Consider the following 17,585-nt stretch of genomic DNA (forward strand, 5'->3'; position numbering starts at 1 on the left):
AAACATTATCCTTACTCCCTTTCTCCTCTTATTTTCACATAGTATATAACACAAAATTCAGAATGTAAACAAAATTCAAACCTTATTTATATTATATTACAGCTCGCTAAACAAATTAGCGAGCTGTATTTCGTTCATATTCTTGAATTTGTTGCTCATATTGAAGTGTGATTCCGATTTCATCTAAACCATTTAATAATTTTTCTTTCCACATGTTCTCAATTGTAAAATGAAAACGATGTAGCGAGGTTGTAATCACTTCATTCTCTAGATCAACTTCGATGACATCTCTTGGATCAACAGCTGCTAGCTTTTCACGCATTTCTTTTTCCATAACGATTGGCAGCATGCCATTTTTCGTACAATTCATATAAAAAATATCTGCAAATCCCCCCGCAACAATAACACGAAATCCATAGTCAGCGAGTGCCCATGGCGCATGTTCTCGTGATGAACCACAGCCAAAATTTTCACCTGTAATGAGTATACTTGCACCTTTTCGCTCAGGTGCATTTAATGGAAAATCCGGATTCTCTTGCCTGTCATTCCCATAACGCCATTCATCAAATAAAAATTGCCCAAAACCCGTTCGTTCAATCCTCTTTAAATATTGTTTTGGAATAATTTGATCTGTATCAATATTATCGTTCATTAGTACGGCAACAGTACCTTTATGAATACGAAACGACTCCATCATAACTCTCCTTTCTTACATCAACGAAATGACCATAAAGTGCTGCGGCGGCTGCCATAGCAGGACTGACTAAATGTGTTCTTGCACCCTTCCCCTGCCGTCCTTCAAAATTCCGATTGGAAGTAGATGCACAATGTTCTCCTTCAGGCACTTGGTCTGGATTCATCCCAAGACACATAGAACACCCAGGTTCTCTCCATTCAAATCCCGCCTCTTCAAATATACGATGCAATCCTTTTTCCATTGCTGCTTTTCGTACTCTTTTAGACCCTGGTACAACAAGCGCTCGCACCCCTTCTTTTACCTTTTTTCCCTTCACAACAGCCGCGGCGATTTCTAAATCTGATAAACGAGAATTTGTGCAAGAACCAATAAATACATGCTGAACAGGAATATCAAATACACTCTGTCCCGGCTGAAGCCCCATATACGCTAAAGCTCGTTCATCATTTTTATCATGTGTTTCTGGAAGCTTCTCATCAATACGCATACCCATACTTGGATTTGTTCCCCATGTTACATATGGTACTAGTTTAGCAACATCTACTGAAATATAAGTATCGTATATTGCATCTGGCTCAGTATAAAGTTCCTTCCACTTTGCTACTGCCAAATCAAATTCTTCCGGTGCATACTCACGTCCTTTTACATAAGCAAATGTTTTTTCATCTGGCGCAATAATTCCTGCTTTTGCTCCGCCCTCGATTGCCATGTTACAAAGCGTCATTCGCTCTTCCATTTCCATATTTACAATTGTTTCTCCGTAAAACTCCATCACATATCCCGTTCCAACTGCTATCCCATGCGTAGCTAGGAGGTGTAAAATAATATCTTTTGCGTATACTCCTTTAGGCAATTTCCCCTTTAATTCAATCCCCATTGCCTTTGGCTTTCTCTGCCATAATGTTTGCGTCGCTAATACATGTTCAACTTCACTTGTACCAATTCCAAATGACAACGCTCCAAAGGCTCCATGTGTTGCCGTATGACTATCACCACATACAATGGTCTTTCCCGGTTGTGTAAGTCCTAGTTCCGGTCCAATAACATGAACAATCCCTTGATGTTCATCCTCAATATCCGCTAATGGAATATTAAATTGCTTACAATTTTCACGAAGTGTATCTAATTGTTGCTTAGCAATACGATCCGTAATGTTCCAAACATCCTTTGTTGGAATATTATGATCCATCGTTGCAAATGTTAAATCCGGCCTCCGAACGTTCCGATTTGCAAGCCGCAAGCCTTCAAACGCTTGCGGCGATGTTACTTCATGTACGAGATGAAGATCGATATATAATAAATCTAATCCATTTTCATTTGTCGCAACAACATGTCTCTCCCACAACTTATCCAGTAACCTTTTAGCCATTATCTTCCTCTCCCTACTAACGCTTGTTCTTCCATTTCTTGAAGTACAGCCTTTGTAAACGAAGTTGTTGTTTCATTTCCGCCGATATCAACTGTACATTTCCCAGAGCGAAGAACTGAAGAAATTGCTTCTTCAATCGCTTCTCCCTCTCTTCTTAGTTCAAAAGACTGTCCAAGCATCATCGCAACTGAACGCATCATCGCAATTGGATTCACTTTATTTTTCCCTGCAATGTCTGGTGCTGATCCATGAATTGGTTCATAAAGTGAAGGCCCATTCTCTGCGTGACTTGCCGAAGGAAGCATCCCTAGTGACCCAGCTAATACAGAGGCCTCATCACTTAAAATATCACCAAATAAATTTTCTGTTACAACAACATCAAACCTGCCTGGGTTGCGAATCAATTCCATAGCCGCTACATCTACTAAAATATGTTCAAGTTCAATATTAGGATAGCGAAGTGCCACTTCTTTTGTTACTTCCCTCCAAAGTTTACTCGACTCTAAAACATTTGCTTTATCAATAGAAGTAACTTTTTTACGACGTTTACTCGCTAATTGAAAAGCGTATGAAACAATGCGCTCAATTTCATGACGATGATAAGTAAGCGTATCTGTAGCTACTTCTTCTGTTCTTTCTTTTGGAAAAGAGAAATAAATACCACCCGTTAATTCACGAACAACAACAAAATCCACCTTATCAGCAGCCTTCAATGGAGATAAATGAGCAGTCGCTGCATCTACAGTGACAGGACGAACATTAGCAAATACACCAAGCCCTTTTCGAAGTGCAAGCAATCCTTTTTCCGGTCTTTCTTTCGTGTCGTCCCAGCGCGGTCCGCCAACCGAACCTAGTAATACCGCATCACTTGCTAAACATGCCGCTAATGTTCGAGGTGGCAATGGTTGCCCAAACGAATCAATCGCAGCTCCTCCAAATTGTTCATCTTGTAAATAAAAATGGTGACCATATAACCTTTCTATCATGTGCAGTACTTCCTTCGCACTCTCCATAATTTCTGGTCCAACACCATCACCCGCTAAGCAAACAATACGTTTTTCCAATGATCAGCACCCCTCTTTGTTTTTACTGATTATTCTGAATTCAATTAAGTGAAGTGGGGGTATTCCCCCACTTATCAAACATTACTTTGCAAGCAATAACAAAGCCTTTAACTTTCCAGCTGCATGTACATAAGCTCTAGCTGATGCTTCTAATACATCTTGCGCCACACCAAAACCTGTAACTTGATGAGTTCCTTCTTTCAATTCAACATGAACATGAGCAAGTGCATCTTGACCTTGTGTAATAGATTGAATACGATAATCAGCTAACTCACACTCAAGTCCCAAAATCCTTTGAATTGCATTGTAAATCGCTTCAATACTCCCTGCTCCTGTTGCTGCATCTTCGTACACATTACCTGCCTCATCTGTTAGTGCAACTGTTGCACATTGCGTACTATTTGATACAAAATGTACTTGTAATTGTTTAATTTTATACTGCTGGGTTGAAAATGCTGTTTCTCCCAGTACTAATGCACGTAAATCTTCTTCTGTAATCTCTTTTTTTCGATCTGCTAATCTCTTAAATGCGCTGAATGCTATATCTCGCTCTGCTTCCGTAAACTCATAGCCAAGTTCCTTCATTTTTTCAGTAAACGCATGGCGACCAGAATGCTTTCCAAGTACAAACAAATTTTGCGCTTCACCAATGAGCTCTGGTGCAATAATTTCATATGTCGTTACTTCTTTTAATACACCATCTTGATGAATACCTGATTCATGAGCAAACGCATTCGCTCCAACAATCGCTTTATTTTTCGGTACAACCATTCCTGTTAAACGACTCACTAATGTACTTGTTGCCTTAATCTCTTTCAATACCATAGAAGGATCGGCTTCATAATAGTCTTTTCGAATATGCAAAGCTACCGCTACCTCTTCTAAAGCTGCATTACCTGCGCGCTCTCCAATTCCATTAATTGTTCCCTCTATTTGGAGGGCCCCGCCTTCAATCGCCGCTAATGAATTTGCTACCGCCATTCCAAGATCGTCATGGCAATGGCAAGAGAAAATAGCTTTTTCATAAGAAGGAACGGACTCTTGTAAGTATTTAAAAAGAGAGTAGTATTCTTCTGGATTGGTATAACCAACTGTATCCGGAATATTAACAACATCCGCTCCAGCACGAATCGCAACTTCCACAGCTTCTGCTAAAAATGCACGAGCCGTTCTCGTTGCATCTTCTGCTGAAAATTGTACTGTGGGAAATAACGATTTCCCTAAAGTTACAGAGCGATGAATACTATCTAATACATCTTCTTTTGACATACAAAGCTTATATTTCATATGAATATCACTCGTTGCCAAAAAAACGTGTAACCTTGGAGATGCTGCATGTTTTAAAGCTTCATATGCTCTTTGAATATCACTTTCCCTCGCTCTTGCTAGACTCATAACGGAAACGTTTTGAATCGTTTCTGCAATACGTTTTACTGAGCGAAAATCACCTTCAGAAGCTGCTGCAAATCCTGCTTCCATCACATTGATTCCTAGTTTTTCTAACTGTTTGGCAATCTGTAACTTTTCTTGTTCATTTAAATTGACTCCGGGTGATTGTTCGCCATCACGAAGCGTCGTATCCATGAACAAAATCTGTTTCATATTATTTAACCTCCGCCTTTACTTTCGGTTGTACAAACGGCATCATTTCACGTAATTTACGTCCAACAACCTCAATTTGATGTCCATTCTCCTTAGCGTTCGTTGCATGGAAATGTGGTCTTCCTGCTTTGTGCTCTGCAATCCATCCTCTTGCGAATGTGCCATCTTGAATTTCTTTCAACACTTCATCCATTGCTTTCTTCGTATGTTCTGTTACAATACGTGGCCCTGATACAAAATCCCCCCACTGCGCTGTATCAGAAACAGAATATCTCATATTTTCAAGTCCACCTTCATACATAAGATCAACAATGAGCTTTAGTTCATGTAAACATTCAAAATAGGCAAGTTCTGGTTGATAACCAGCATCTACTAATGTTTCAAATCCTGCCTTTACAAGTGCAGTAACCCCTCCACAAAGTACAGCCTGTTCTCCAAATAAATCTGTTTCTGTTTCTTCTTTAAATGTCGTTTCTAATACTCCAGCCCTCGTTGCTCCGATTCCATCTGCATAGGATAATGCTTTTTCAGTTGCTGCTCCTGTTGCGTCTTGATATACAGCAAATAATGCCGGAACTGCCCCGCCTTCGGTAAATGTACGACGTACTAAATGCCCTGGCCCTTTTGGTGCAACTAGAAAGACATCTACATCTTCTGGTGGTGTAATTTGATTAAAATGAACGTTAAACCCATGTGCAAACACGAGTGAATTTCCAGCTTGTAAATTCGGTTCGATTTCTGCTTCATATACCTCTGGTTGTAGTTCATCAGGTAATAGAATCATTACTACATCCGCAAACTTTGTTGCCTCTGCCACTGAATATACAGCAAAGCCATCCCCTTCCGCCTTTTCCCATGACTTTCCTGGCCTTAATCCAACTACTACTTCAAAATTGTTATCACGTAAGTTTTGTGCATGAGCATGACCTTGTGATCCATATCCAACAATTGCTACTTTCTTTCCCTTTAATACATTTACTGCTACATCTTTCTCATAATAAACTTTTGCCATATTCTTTCTCCCCCTATATTTAAATGATTACTGAATTAACATAATTTGTTTATCTTGTTTTTTCATGCTACGCGTGAATGCTGTGACACCTGTTCTTGCAATTTCTTTTAAGCCATATGGGCGCAAGAGCTCAATTAACGCTTCTACCTTTTCTTGCGTACCTGTTACTTGCACCACGATGGAATCCTTTCCAATATCTATTACAGTGGCTCGGAACGGTTCAATTAAGCTATACAATTCGGCTCTTGATACACTTGTTGTTGCTACTTTAATGAGAGCGAGTTCCCTTGCAATCATCGCCTCTTCCGTTATATCAGATACTTTTAACACATCAATTTGTTTATGCAGTTGCTTAATGAGCTGTTCCACTTGTTGTTCGCTTTCAACATGAACAACAAATGTCATCCGTGAAATATCAGACGATTCTGTATGCCCAACAGAAATACTTTCAATATTAAAATGCCTCCTCGTCATAACACCGGTAATTCGGTTTAATACGCCGCTTTGATTTCGAACGGTTGCCGTAACAATCCTTTTCATCACTTTTCCACCCCCTCCATTTGATGAACCCCTTTTCCAGGAGCAACCATCGGCATCACTTTTTCGGACTGTAGTACCCTGCAATCAATTACAACTGGTTCTTGTAAAGCAATCGCCTCTTTTAACTGTTCCTTTGCTAATAATGGATTTTCAATGCGAATCCCTTTTAGCCCATACGCCTGTGCAAGTGCTACAAAATCCGGTTGACAAGAAAGCAAAGAATGAGAATATCTTTGATTATAAAATTCATCTTGCCATTGTCTTACCATGCCTAAAGCTTCATTATTTAAAATCAAAACTTTAACCGGCAAGGAATGTTCTTTTAATACACCTAATTCTTGTAATGTCATTTGAAAACCAGCATCCCCAACAATTGCAACAACTAACTCATTTGGCTTTGCAATTTGTGCACCAATAGCAGCTGGAAATCCAAATCCCATCGTCCCAAGCCCTCCAGATGTTACCCACTTATCTGGATCTTTAAGCGGATAATATTGAGCTGCCCACATTTGGTGCTGTCCAACATCTGTTGTAATAATCGCCTTGCCTTTTGTGATTTCGTATAGCATATCAATTGCCGATTGTGGTTTAATCTCATCAGAATCTTGATCGTAAGAAAAAGGATATTGTTCTTTTCTACTTTTCAAAAGTGATAACCATGCACTATGATTCTCTTTTTTCCCTTTAGAAACAAGAAGTGACTCCAAAGCATGCTTTGCACTTGCTACAATCGGAATTTCTGTAGGGACATTCTTTCCAATTTCTGCTGGATCAATATCAATATGTGCGACTATAGCCTCTTTCGCAAAATATTCCAGATTTCCTGTGAGACGATCATCGAATCTCGCACCGAGATTTATGAGTAAATCACACTCATATAACGCCATGTTTGCTGTATACGAACCGTGCATCCCTCCCATTCCTAGAAACAACTCATCATGAGGAGGAAATCCACCTAATCCAAGAAGTGTATGAACCACAGGTATACGATACATTTGTGCAAAATCTGTTAATTCTTGTGCAGCTTTTGCATGCAATACGCCTGCTCCAGCTAAAATCAACGGCTTCTCAGCAACATCAATCGCTTGTAATAATTTGTTAATTTGCAATAAATTTGGTTCATAGTTTGGTTGATATCCTGGCAAATCCATTTGTACGTTACTACATCGCTCTCCTTTTTCTACTACCATGTTTTTAGGAAGATCGATAACTACCGGTCCTGGTCGACCCGTTTTCGCAATATGAAAGGCCTCTTTAATAATTCTTGGTAAATCTGATGCCCTGCGCACTTGATAATTATGTTTTGTTACTGGCATTGTAAGCCCCATAATATCCGCTTCTTGGAAAGCATCACTTCCAATCAGCGTTGTAGCTACTTGACCAGTAAAAACAACAAGCGGTAATGAGTCAATCATTGCATCTGCAAGACCCGTAATTACATTTGTCGCACCAGGACCACTTGTCGCAATAACAACACCAGGTTTTCCTGTAACTCGTGCATACCCCTCAGCTGCATGAATCGCTCCTTGTTCATGTCTTGTTAAAATATGAGGAATTTCGCAATCATAAATTGCATCATAGAGCGGTAGAACAGCACCTCCTGGATAACCAAAAATAACTTCTACGTCTTCCTTTCCTAACGCTTCTAACAATAGTTGTGCACCAGTTGCCATTTTATCTTCCGTTTTTGAAGGCATTTTTCTTATGAACCTCCTTTAAAATTGTTTTTTTACAATAAAAAAATCCTACGTCCACACTCCAGCTATGTGCTGAAGGGACGAAAGATTTCGCGGTACCACCCTTCTTCGCAAGAATACTTCTTGCCTCAGTGACTCAGGGGATGAGTCTAGCTAATAACGGAGCTACCGTCTAAACCTAGACAAACGCTTCAGTTTAGCACTCAAAGGCGATGTTCGTCGACGTGAACCATCGGTTTCCAGCAACCACCGACTCTCTGTGAGGCTTCACAATCAACTACTCCTCCCTATCAACGCTTTACAAATTTATCATTCATTACACTGCTATCATTAAACTTTATTTTCTTCGTAAACTTTCTCTCCATCTTCTATAACTAATTTACGAAACTCTTCTAATAAACGATTTGTATGTAGACCCGTTTTTCCGGCCCCAATCGTTCTTCCGTCAACTGTTGTCACTGCAATAACTTCAGCAGCAGTTCCTGTTAAAAATACTTCATCTGCTACATATACATCGTGTCTTGTAAATAATTCTTCTCTTACGTCATACCCGAGTTTTTCTCCAATTTCCAAAATGGAATTTCTTGTAATACCTTCTAATGCCCCTGCAGAACTTGGTGGTGTAATTAATTTATTGCCTTTTACAATGAACACATTATCACCAGATCCTTCTGCAACATAACCTTGTTCATTTAACATAAGGGCTTCTTGTACACCAGCAAGCTTCGCTTCAATTCGAACTAAAATATTATTTAAATAGTTTAAAGACTTTACTTGCGGTGTTAATACATCTGGACGATTTCGACGTGTGGCAACTGTCACAACCGGTATTCCTTTTTCGTAATATTCCGACGGAAATAGTGATAACTGTTCCGCAATTACGACTACATTCGGTTTTGAGCAAGAATCAGGATCTAATCCAAGGTTCCCAGCACCTCGTGATACAACTAAACGAATGTATCCGTTAGATAGCTTATTTTGACGAATCGTCTCAATAACAATATCTATCACTTCATCTAACGTATATGGAATTTCCAACATAATGGATTTTGCTGACTCATATAAACGAATAAGATGTTCTTTAAGTCTAAAGACATTGCCACTGTAGACACGAATCCCTTCAAACACCCCATCGCCATATAAATAACCATGATCATATACTGAAACTTTTGCTTCGTCTTTTGGAACAAATTCTCCATTTAAGAAAATCCGTTGCTCATTCACTTAAAAGCGCCTCCTATGTTCTGTGAATTTTTTATTGTTTCCTAGTTTACTCTCCTTTTTAAATAAATCAAGATAATTTTTAGAAAATTTTTAATTTTTAATTTATAGACAGACTCATTTATATTGATTTATCAACATTGTTAACGTTTACAAAATGTCAAAAATTTTTTTCGTCATTTTTCATCAAAAAAAATATTTGTTTAGAAGAAGGATTTTTGTCAAATAATGCGAATCTATTGTATTCAATAAACGGACGTCCGATTTCATATATTCGGCAATAAAAACGACTTTTAATTAAAAAGGAGGAATACATTCAAAATAAAATTGTATAAAAGTAACAATCATATTTTTCACGCAGCTTTCATAAGCCTATTTTAAAAAAACAAATTGTCAAATGAAGGAGGAAAATAATATGGCGTGTGTACAAATTAAAGGAACAAGACAAGAGGTAGTAGAAATGTTACAACTATTTGATTTAATGGATACGAAAGGTTTTTGTAAATTCGACAATTACGTAGAGGTGTATCCAAATGAAAAACAAAATAACAACTTCATCGCCTCAATTGATATTCAATCCAATGATGCTTCTGCTCAAGATCAATTAAATGATCAGTTCGTCAGTCAAATGCTTACAGGTGTGTACAACGACTAATATATGATTAAAACTTCAAGGAGCACTGATCGTGCTTTTATAGACAGTTATCCCCTACCTACTTCTACGTCTCAAGGTGGGGGATCTTGCTACCGCAAGCAGCTCTCCTTTTTCTACCATCTTTTTCTTACAAACATAAATATTTTCCAAAAAACAGTGCATATTACTAGATGGTAGGAGGTGAAGGAAATGGCGAAAATTGGTGTTGAAAATTCATTAACAGATGTTCAACAAGCATTGAAACAACAAGGACATGAAGTTATTTCACTGCAATCTGAAAACGATGCGCAAAACTGTGATTGTTGTGTTGTAACTGGACAAGATTCTAATGTGATGGGAATTAGTAATGTAACGATGAAAGGATCTGTCATTGAAGCAAGTGGCTTAACAACTGATGAAATTTGTCAACAAGTCGAAAGTCGACTTTAAAAAATGATATGACTACAAAATGCAAAAATTTATAAAAAGAAAAGTCTCCTATTCAAGGAGACTTTTCTTTTTATATTCACCTAACGGGAAAGTAACATATACTGGATGAAAGCCCTACCTCTCTCTCATCAACACGGTTCCTCTGACCGCTCCTTGATACACTAGTATGTGTATAAGCTTACAAATACAACTTTTTGGGTTTATTCACAAAAGTTGTTGGTAAAATTACCCGATCCTTCGCAAATTTTTCATGTCGCATTTATAAAAAATATCCAATATATACTAGCTGTAACCGAGACACGAAATATAATCTTAACACTTCATAATAAATTCGTCAATATTTATTTTAACAAAATAAAAACAGACATCGTAATCTGTCTGTTTTAGAATGGAGCCTTTTCTTTTACTACATATACAACAAATCCGCTTACTAACATACATAAACCGACGGTAAAATTCTTGATGTTAATCATAACTACCTCTCCCTTATTTCATAAATCATATATATTTACATTTCAATTATATTCATTATCCCGAAGCACACTTTTTCTAATATATCACAATTCCTAAAAAATGCAACTTTACTTTTTAACGACCATTTACAAACTTATCCACTGTACTTGGAACCGCATTCAAAGCCTTTTCAATCAAATGTGTACCACTATGTAAATGTAACACTTGCACACCACCAGATCCTACTACTAAAAACGCAACCGGGTCAATTGAAACTCCTGCACCACTTCCGCCTCCAAACGGGTGCCCTTGTTTCAACTCTTTTTGCTGACCTTGTCCAGTCACACTTTTTCCTATAGACCTTTCTCCTTTAAAATCACTACCCCCTGCCCCAAACCCAAAAGCAACTTTTGAGACAGTTAAAACAACATGTCCGTCCGCTGTTGAAACAGGACTTCCGACAATTGTATTTACATCAACCATCTCTTTTAAATTTGTCATTGCGGTTTTCATTAAGTTTTCAATTGGATGTTCCATCATTTCAGCCACCTTTTTCCTCTTAATTCTTTTTTATGCTTTCCAAAATAGAGAAACTCATACCAAGTTTTACAATTCATAAACAACACTGCTCTATTATCAACTTTCTTCAACTTGATTAAGCGAAATGTAAATCGACTATCTATTTCTTACGGGATAAAAAAAGAAAAAGATATACATACTACTAATGAACCTTGTTATGAAAGGAGACATTGCTTTGACTGATAAATTTGATGAACAACATAGAACTGAAGAAGGGGACTATAAAGAAGAGTACGCGGCAGAGGTTGCTCCTCAGCATGTCAACTATAACGATAAAGATGAAGTAAAGTCAAAAACAGCGGGTTCAACAGCTGGTTTCATCGCACTTGCTCTTGCCGTATTATCTCTCTTTACATTCCCGACACTTTTTGGACTTGTTTCCGTTTTACTTGGCATTTACGCCTATAATCGTGGTGCTACTGTAACCGGTAGTATCGCAGCTATTATCGGTGGTATTTCTGCAATTGTCGCTCTCATATTCCGAGCTGCAATTATTGGTTTATTTTTCTCACTCTTTTAAAGAAAAAAGGTATCTCGCTTTTAGCGAGATACCTTATCCTGTGAAAACATCTTCTGATGGATATCGAATTTTTTGCTTCGCTGGTCGCGCCAGTGAAAATACAAGCGTTAACGGACCAATTAATCCACAAAACATAACAAACATGATGATACATTTTCCAACAGCTGATAATTTAGCAGTAATTCCCATCGTTAATCCAACTGTCCCAAACGCTGAAATTGTTTCGAATAAAAGTTGAATAAAACTAAAGTTTTCTGTAAGCATTAATAAAAATACTGCTGTAAAAATAAGAATTTGACTAGCAACCACAATTGCTAACGCTCTTGTTACCGTTGCCATTCTGATTGTACGCTGGAATAAAACAAAGTCTTCCTTCTTTCTAAAAAAGGAAATAACCGATGTAATTAAAATTACAAAAGTCGTTAACTTAATTCCTCCACCTGTTGAAACACTTCCTGCACCTATAAACATTAAAATCATTGTAAACAGTATGGATGACTCTTCCATTCCTCCATAGTCAACTGTATTAAATCCTGCAGTCCTTGGTGTAATTCCTTGGAAGAATGAGGCCCATAACTTCTCATTTAAAGATAAAGGCCCTAATGTTTCCACATTGTTATACTCCAATATAAAAATTACAATCATCGCAATAACATTAAGCGCTACTGTTCCGATAATCATAATTTTCGAATGAAGTGATAGTTTCCGAAAACTACGGCTATACCATATATCAATTAATACAGTAAATCCTAAACCACCTATAACGATTAAAGAACAGATCCCAATATTAATAATAGGATCCCCTACATATCTTGTTAAATTATCTGGCCATAAGGCAAATCCCGCATTATTGTATGAGGCGATAACATGAAAGATACTATAATATAAACCTTTACCAAAACCGAATTCTGGAATAAATCGAATGGATAGAAAAACAACTCCCACTAACTCAATACAAATAGAAAAAATAAAGACTCGCTTCACTAACTTTACAAGCCCACCTATATTCGTTTGATTAAATGCCTCTCCAATTAATAATCGGTGGCGAAGTCCAATTTTCTTTCCTAGTACCCAAACAATTAAAATTGCAATTGTCATTAATCCCAGTCCACCTGTTTGAATTAATAACATAATGATAATTTGGCCAAATGTTGTAAAAGTACTAGCAGTATCTACAACTCCTAACCCCGTTACTGTCGCTGCCGATGTTGCTGTAAAAAACGCATCCACCCAACTAATTGATTCTTTTGTCGCGAATGGTAGTTTCAATAACATTCCCCCGACAACAATTAAACAAAAAAAGCCCATTGCTAAAATTTGCGGCGGACTTAATCGTATAAGACGATTATAAAATCCTTGTTTTTTTGTTGCTTCCATATCACTAACTCCCTTAATAAAGTAAAACATCTATCCGTAGGCTGATAGCTTATTTCACTTGAACAAAATCTCATAGAAAGTAATTCTCCACCTAACTTTTTCAATTCCTCATACTTTTAGAGTGAACTCATTAGTGCGGATTAATCTTTATACCCTCATAATATAGTTGAGCATAATCCTTTTTTCCATAGATTTCAACTTTTATTTTCACAGGCAGTATAACAAGTATTCATTCACTTAACGCACCCATTCTACCTATTAGAACCATCTTACTAAAACAGAGTTTTACGATCATTCTCGTTCTTCACTCTCATTCTGCCTAAATATGCTCATGATAATCCTTACTTTTTTCTAAGAGAATACCTAACTACTTTTTTATTTTCCATCTATCATTCAAAAAAAATTAAACATACCTCTGAAATCCCCATATCTTTCACTCCAAGTTCACATTGAAATCACATCTATCTTTTATATTATAACTATCGAAGCTGTTCCTCCCTAATAATGAGACATTCCCCAGTGTCTCGAACAGCTTTCTATCCCTAATTAAAATTGACATAAATTGTCCCCTTCCCTGACCATCTTGTATGAACGAGATGGTCTATTTTTTTATCACCTACTACTAAATAATCTCCTTATCCATTAACGACAAATTATTCATCTATAGATTACCTAACTACCTTCTATCCTTCTTCTATTTATCAAAAAAATATAAAACAATTATTTTAAATTCCCCATACCTTTCACTTCAAGTTCACATTGAAGTCACATCTATCTTTTATATTATAACTATCGAAGCTGTTCCTCCCTAATAATGAGACATTCCCCAGTGTCTCGAACAGCTTTCCATCCCTAATTAAAATTGACATAAATTGTCCCCTTCCCTGGCCATCTTGTACCAACAAGATGGCCTATTTTTTATCACCTACTACTAAATAATCCCCTTATCCATTAACGACAAATTATTCATCTATAGATTACCTAACTACTTTCTATCCTTCTTCTATTTATCAAAAAATATGAAACAATTATTTTAAAATCCTCATACCTTTCACTTCAGATTCACATTGAAGTCACATCTATCTTTTATATTATAACTATCAAAGCTGTTCCTCCCTAATAACGAGGCATTCCCCAGTGTCTTGAACAGCTTTCCATACCCAATTAAAATTGACATAAATTGTCCCCTTCCCTGGCCATCTTGTACCGACAAGATGGCCTATTTTTTACCTTAAAATACAATTCAAATTTCCGAACAAAAAAAAAGGAGTGAGAATCCTCACTCCTTTTTTGATTTACTTCCTTTTTTCGAACGATATTCTTTCCCTTTATTATCATTACCAGTTGAAAACTCAGAACTAAACTCTTGTTGGAACTGTCCTGTTTTCGGTGAACCTTGGTTTCCACTTCCTTGACTCCCATTGCGATTCGTCATCTTGCCCCCCCTTTCTTCTTCCATTATTGTTAGTATGGCTTTCTTCTCATAATCATACTCATAGCGTGCTTCTATATAACAAGTTTCAACTTTTCATTTTATCCCGACTAGTGAAGTCTGATAATCAATGGTTGTTGAGGCACTCACCGATTAAATAAAAAAATCCTGCCCAAAACATGGAAGGATCCTCTATTAGCTATAATTCATATGGCTTTTTCTATATAAGTTTTTTTGAAATAGATACCATTACATGCATTTCTTCTTCAGATAGTGCTGAAAACCTTTCTTTTAAATACTGCTTTTTTGCCAATTCCATTTTTTCAACTAACTCTTTTCCTTGTTCCGTAATTTCCAAATATACAACACGACGATCAGATGTAGAACGTGAACGCGTCACAAAACCTTTATGAATTAACTTTTCTGTAACAGCTGTAATATGACTGTTTGATACATGTAGTTCATTTGCTACACGAGAAACCATTTCTTTTTCATTACGATTTAATATACGGAGCACGAGAAACTCATTCCATGGTATGTAATCTCCAAAAATTTTTCCGATATCATTACGCAATGAACGAAACATAGCGAAAACATTTGCAGATAAATCCTCCATTAATTGTTCACGATTATGAGACACCGCTTACATCTCCTTTTAATTCATGTAGTTAAATAAAAACTTTATGAATTATATTACCTCATATTTTACATTTTGTCACCTTTTTTCCTATACAATTCATCTATATACATATTGACACCGTTAAAATTATTCTTTATTTATCAAAGTACGTATCGTTTAATATCCATTTGGAAATAAATGATACAGGTTGCTTTTCTAACATGCTGAAGCTCACATCAGCCACAAAAAGGGATGCGATAAATCGCACCCCTTTTTGTTTTGGTTTCTTATTAAATATTCATGCTATAATGGATTATGAAATATTTTCCGTCCCGCAACCCGAATTATTTGGAGGTGTAGTATGAATCTAGATAAAGAGAAGTTTTCAGATTTAAATAGCAAAGATAAAACGATTGCTATTAGTAGTATTACCCTTCTTATAATGATTGTTTTTGCCCTTATCTTCTTTATACATGTTGGAGTTTTTCGCCTCATCGGTGTTGAATATACATCAAGAACTGCACTATTTTTCTTTTTTATTTTACTCCTATTTTTGGATGGCGTTAGTCATTTTTTTATGTTATTTTTTAAAGCACTTTTACAACCAATACTGAAACAAATACCAAAATGGCTCACCTTTTTTCTGCTTTCTATCATCGAAATCTCACTTGATTGGCTCGTTATTCACACTGCAGATGATTGGATGGAAAGCATTACAATTTCAAATAGAGCTGAACTGCTCATTGTCCTTGTCTTTTTTATGTTAGATAAATTATGGCCTACTGATAACAAAAAGAAAGAGTAAGATTACAAGCTTTTCTCTATAAAAATTGATACAATAAAAGCAAAATATATTGAAGGGGTGTTACATATGACATTACAACAATGGGCCAATAAAGGTATATCCTTTAATACATACGTAAATAACATGACTGTGAATCAATATGAATTACTACATATTTATAATAACTTTTTAATTCCAAACGAATTACTTCCTGTTTTAGAAGAACGCCAAAATGACGGCTGGCGCGTTATTGTACTAACCGCTGATTGGTGCGGAGACGCCCTTCTTTGCGTACCTGTTATGAAACGTATTTGTGAGGTTTCCAATATTGAAATGAAATTACTCATCCGTGATGAAAATTTAGAACTAATGGATCAATATTTAACGAATGGAACAGCACGTGCCATTCCAATCTTTATTTTTATTGATAAGGATGGAAAGGAACAAGCTGTTTGGGGACCACGCGCTCCAAAAGTACAAGAATTAGTTACTTCTATGCGTGCTACATTACCTGAAAAAGACGATCCACAATTTGAAGAAAAACAGAAAGAAATGTATGCGAATTTCCGCGCTACATTAGCTGATGACACATCACTTTGGGCACATGTGATGGATAGTATGATCGAAAAAATTGTAAAATAAAAAAACTGCCAATGGCAGTTTTTTTTTATTACATAATGAAGAAATAATAGAACACCGCAGCTAACACAAAACGATAATAAGCAAATGGTGTTAACTTTACACGAGCTAATAATTTTAAGAATGAAACAATCGCAAGCATTGCTACAAGGAAAGCTGTAATAAAACCAGTTGCAAATAATGTGATATCTGCTGAACTTAATACGTCCCAGCTTTTAATTAAATCTAATCCTGATGCTGCAACCATCATAGGTACCGCTAAAATAAATGTATATTCAGCTGCTGCTGTATGAGATACACGAGCTAATAATCCACCACTTATTGTAGATCCAGAACGTGAAAATCCTGGCCATAACGCTAAACATTGGAACATGCCAATTGTGAATGCTTGTTTATACGTAATCTCGTCCAATGTCTTTGCTGTACTTGGTCGTGAAAACTTCTCAGCAACAATCATTAAAATACCACCAACGATTAAACTCACAACAACGGGTCCTGGTCCAAATAAAACTTCTTTAATTTTACTATGGAATAAAACACCTAGTACACCTGCTGGAATCATACCGATAATGATATGTAATAAATTTAAAGATGGCCCTTGTGTTACCTTTCCAATTCCAACTAATGACCATAAACGTTTCCAAAATACAACAACAACTGCTAAAATCGATCCCAATTGGATGACAACTTCAAATACTTTTGCTCTATCATCATCAAACCCTATTAAATGTCCTGTTAAAATCATGTGTCCTGTTGATGAAACGGGTAAAAACTCCGTTAACCCCTCAACAGCTCCCATGATTAAACCAATTAACCAATCAGCCACGGATAGTGCCTCCTTAATACCTTATATATACTTTTTTCACACCTTATCATAATACCTCATCCATTTTCAA

General features: G+C 36.7%; 19 protein-coding genes and 1 other annotated feature. Of the genes, 5 read left to right on the forward strand and 14 right to left on the reverse strand.

From position 1 onward, the window contains the following. Window positions 1–115: 115 nt before the first annotated feature. The 8 genes from leuD to ilvE all read right to left on the reverse strand — a co-directional run bounded on the left by leuD (window position 116) and on the right by ilvE (window position 9,205). On the reverse strand, window positions 116–694 hold the full coding sequence (gene leuD, locus M014_RS0108255; protein WP_026591296.1) for a 3-isopropylmalate dehydratase small subunit: 579 nt from the start codon (window positions 692–694) through the stop codon (window positions 116–118). Beyond that, entirely contained in the window at window positions 672–2,066 is a 1,395-nt protein-coding gene (gene leuC / locus M014_RS0108260) for a 3-isopropylmalate dehydratase large subunit (protein WP_026591297.1), read from the reverse strand. The genes leuD and leuC overlap by 23 nt, the downstream gene beginning before the upstream one ends. Further along, window positions 2,066–3,130, reverse strand: coding sequence for a 3-isopropylmalate dehydrogenase (leuB, locus tag M014_RS0108265; RefSeq protein ID WP_026591298.1), 1,065 nt, complete (start codon window positions 3,128–3,130; stop codon window positions 2,066–2,068). The genes leuC and leuB overlap by 1 nt, the downstream gene beginning before the upstream one ends. An 81-nt stretch (window positions 3,131–3,211) precedes the next feature. After that, window positions 3,212–4,732, reverse strand: a complete 1,521-nt coding sequence (locus M014_RS0108270; RefSeq protein WP_026591299.1) for a 2-isopropylmalate synthase — start codon at window positions 4,730–4,732, stop codon at window positions 3,212–3,214. A 1-nt stretch (window position 4,733) separates the two neighbouring features. Further along, the gene (gene ilvC / locus M014_RS0108275) at window positions 4,734–5,744 is read right to left on the reverse strand and encodes a ketol-acid reductoisomerase (protein WP_026591300.1); all 1,011 of its coding nucleotides are present in this window, start codon (window positions 5,742–5,744) and stop codon (window positions 4,734–4,736) included. A gap of 27 nt (window positions 5,745–5,771) precedes the next feature. Beyond that, the gene (gene ilvN, locus M014_RS0108280; protein ID WP_026591301.1) at window positions 5,772–6,284 is read right to left on the reverse strand and encodes an acetolactate synthase small subunit; all 513 of its coding nucleotides are present in this window, start codon (window positions 6,282–6,284) and stop codon (window positions 5,772–5,774) included. Further along, a complete protein-coding gene (ilvB, locus tag M014_RS0108285) occupies window positions 6,284–7,981 on the reverse strand; it encodes an acetolactate synthase large subunit (protein ID WP_026591302.1) in 1,698 nt (565 codons plus the stop codon). The genes ilvN and ilvB overlap by 1 nt, the downstream gene beginning before the upstream one ends. Before the next feature lie 73 nt (window positions 7,982–8,054). Continuing rightward, window positions 8,055–8,284 (reverse strand) — a binding site (T-box leader). A 27-nt stretch (window positions 8,285–8,311) separates the two neighbouring features. Next, window positions 8,312–9,205: a branched-chain-amino-acid transaminase gene (ilvE, locus tag M014_RS0108290; RefSeq protein ID WP_026591303.1), complete on the reverse strand. Its 894-nt coding sequence runs from the start codon at window positions 9,203–9,205 to the stop codon at window positions 8,312–8,314. Between the two features lie 412 nt (window positions 9,206–9,617). On the opposite strand from ilvE, the gene M014_RS0108295 reads away from it, so the two are divergent. Together M014_RS0108295 and M014_RS0108300 are read left to right on the forward strand one after the other, a co-directional pair. Continuing rightward, window positions 9,618–9,857, forward strand: a complete 240-nt coding sequence (locus M014_RS0108295) for a DUF3911 family protein (protein ID WP_026591304.1) — start codon at window positions 9,618–9,620, stop codon at window positions 9,855–9,857. 189 nt (window positions 9,858–10,046) lie between these two features. Further along, complete coding sequence (locus M014_RS0108300) at window positions 10,047–10,286, forward strand: YkuS family protein (protein WP_026591305.1); 240 nt, start codon at window positions 10,047–10,049, stop codon at window positions 10,284–10,286. A 383-nt stretch (window positions 10,287–10,669) separates the two neighbouring features. On the opposite strand, the gene M014_RS26615 is transcribed toward M014_RS0108300, so the two are convergent. Both M014_RS26615 and ytfJ read right to left on the reverse strand, forming a co-directional pair. Then, window positions 10,670–10,759: a hypothetical protein gene (locus tag M014_RS26615; RefSeq protein ID WP_000608217.1), complete on the reverse strand. Its 90-nt coding sequence runs from the start codon at window positions 10,757–10,759 to the stop codon at window positions 10,670–10,672. A gap of 115 nt (window positions 10,760–10,874) precedes the next feature. After that, window positions 10,875–11,276: a GerW family sporulation protein gene (gene ytfJ / locus M014_RS0108310; RefSeq protein ID WP_026591306.1), complete on the reverse strand. Its 402-nt coding sequence runs from the start codon at window positions 11,274–11,276 to the stop codon at window positions 10,875–10,877. 199 nt (window positions 11,277–11,475) lie between these two features. On the opposite strand from ytfJ, the gene M014_RS0108315 reads away from it, so the two are divergent. Then, window positions 11,476–11,838 (forward strand): imidazole glycerol phosphate synthase, encoded by a 363-nt coding sequence (locus M014_RS0108315; protein ID WP_081810996.1) that lies wholly within the window; start codon window positions 11,476–11,478, stop codon window positions 11,836–11,838. Between the two features lie 33 nt (window positions 11,839–11,871). Here M014_RS0108315 and M014_RS0108320 read toward each other — a convergent pair whose 3' ends face one another. From M014_RS0108320 to M014_RS0108330, 3 genes are all read right to left on the reverse strand, one after another. After that, entirely contained in the window at window positions 11,872–13,215 is a 1,344-nt protein-coding gene (locus M014_RS0108320; RefSeq protein WP_026591308.1) for a TrkH family potassium uptake protein, read from the reverse strand. Window positions 13,216–14,494: 1,279 nt separating this feature from the next. Beyond that, a complete protein-coding gene (locus M014_RS0108325; protein WP_026591309.1) occupies window positions 14,495–14,650 on the reverse strand; it encodes a hypothetical protein in 156 nt (51 codons plus the stop codon). A 217-nt stretch (window positions 14,651–14,867) separates the two neighbouring features. Then, window positions 14,868–15,287, reverse strand: coding sequence for a MarR family winged helix-turn-helix transcriptional regulator (locus M014_RS0108330; RefSeq protein ID WP_026591310.1), 420 nt, complete (start codon window positions 15,285–15,287; stop codon window positions 14,868–14,870). 340 nt (window positions 15,288–15,627) lie between these two features. Here M014_RS0108330 and M014_RS0108340 point away from each other — a divergent pair, with 340 nt between their 5' ends. Beyond that, entirely contained in the window at window positions 15,628–16,071 is a 444-nt protein-coding gene (locus M014_RS0108340; RefSeq protein WP_026591311.1) for a YrvL family regulatory protein, read from the forward strand. A gap of 66 nt (window positions 16,072–16,137) precedes the next feature. Next, entirely contained in the window at window positions 16,138–16,692 is a 555-nt protein-coding gene (locus M014_RS0108345; protein ID WP_026591312.1) for a thioredoxin family protein, read from the forward strand. A 28-nt stretch (window positions 16,693–16,720) separates the two neighbouring features. On the opposite strand, the gene bacA is transcribed toward M014_RS0108345, so the two are convergent. Beyond that, complete coding sequence (bacA, locus tag M014_RS0108350; RefSeq protein WP_026591313.1) at window positions 16,721–17,515, reverse strand: undecaprenyl-diphosphate phosphatase; 795 nt, start codon at window positions 17,513–17,515, stop codon at window positions 16,721–16,723. Between the last annotated feature and the right edge of the window lie 70 nt (window positions 17,516–17,585).

Origin of the sequence: Bacillus sp. UNC437CL72CviS29, from assembly GCF_000482345.1 — a bacterium.
Classification (GTDB): domain Bacteria; phylum Bacillota; class Bacilli; order Bacillales; family Bacillaceae_G; genus Bacillus_A; species Bacillus_A arachidis.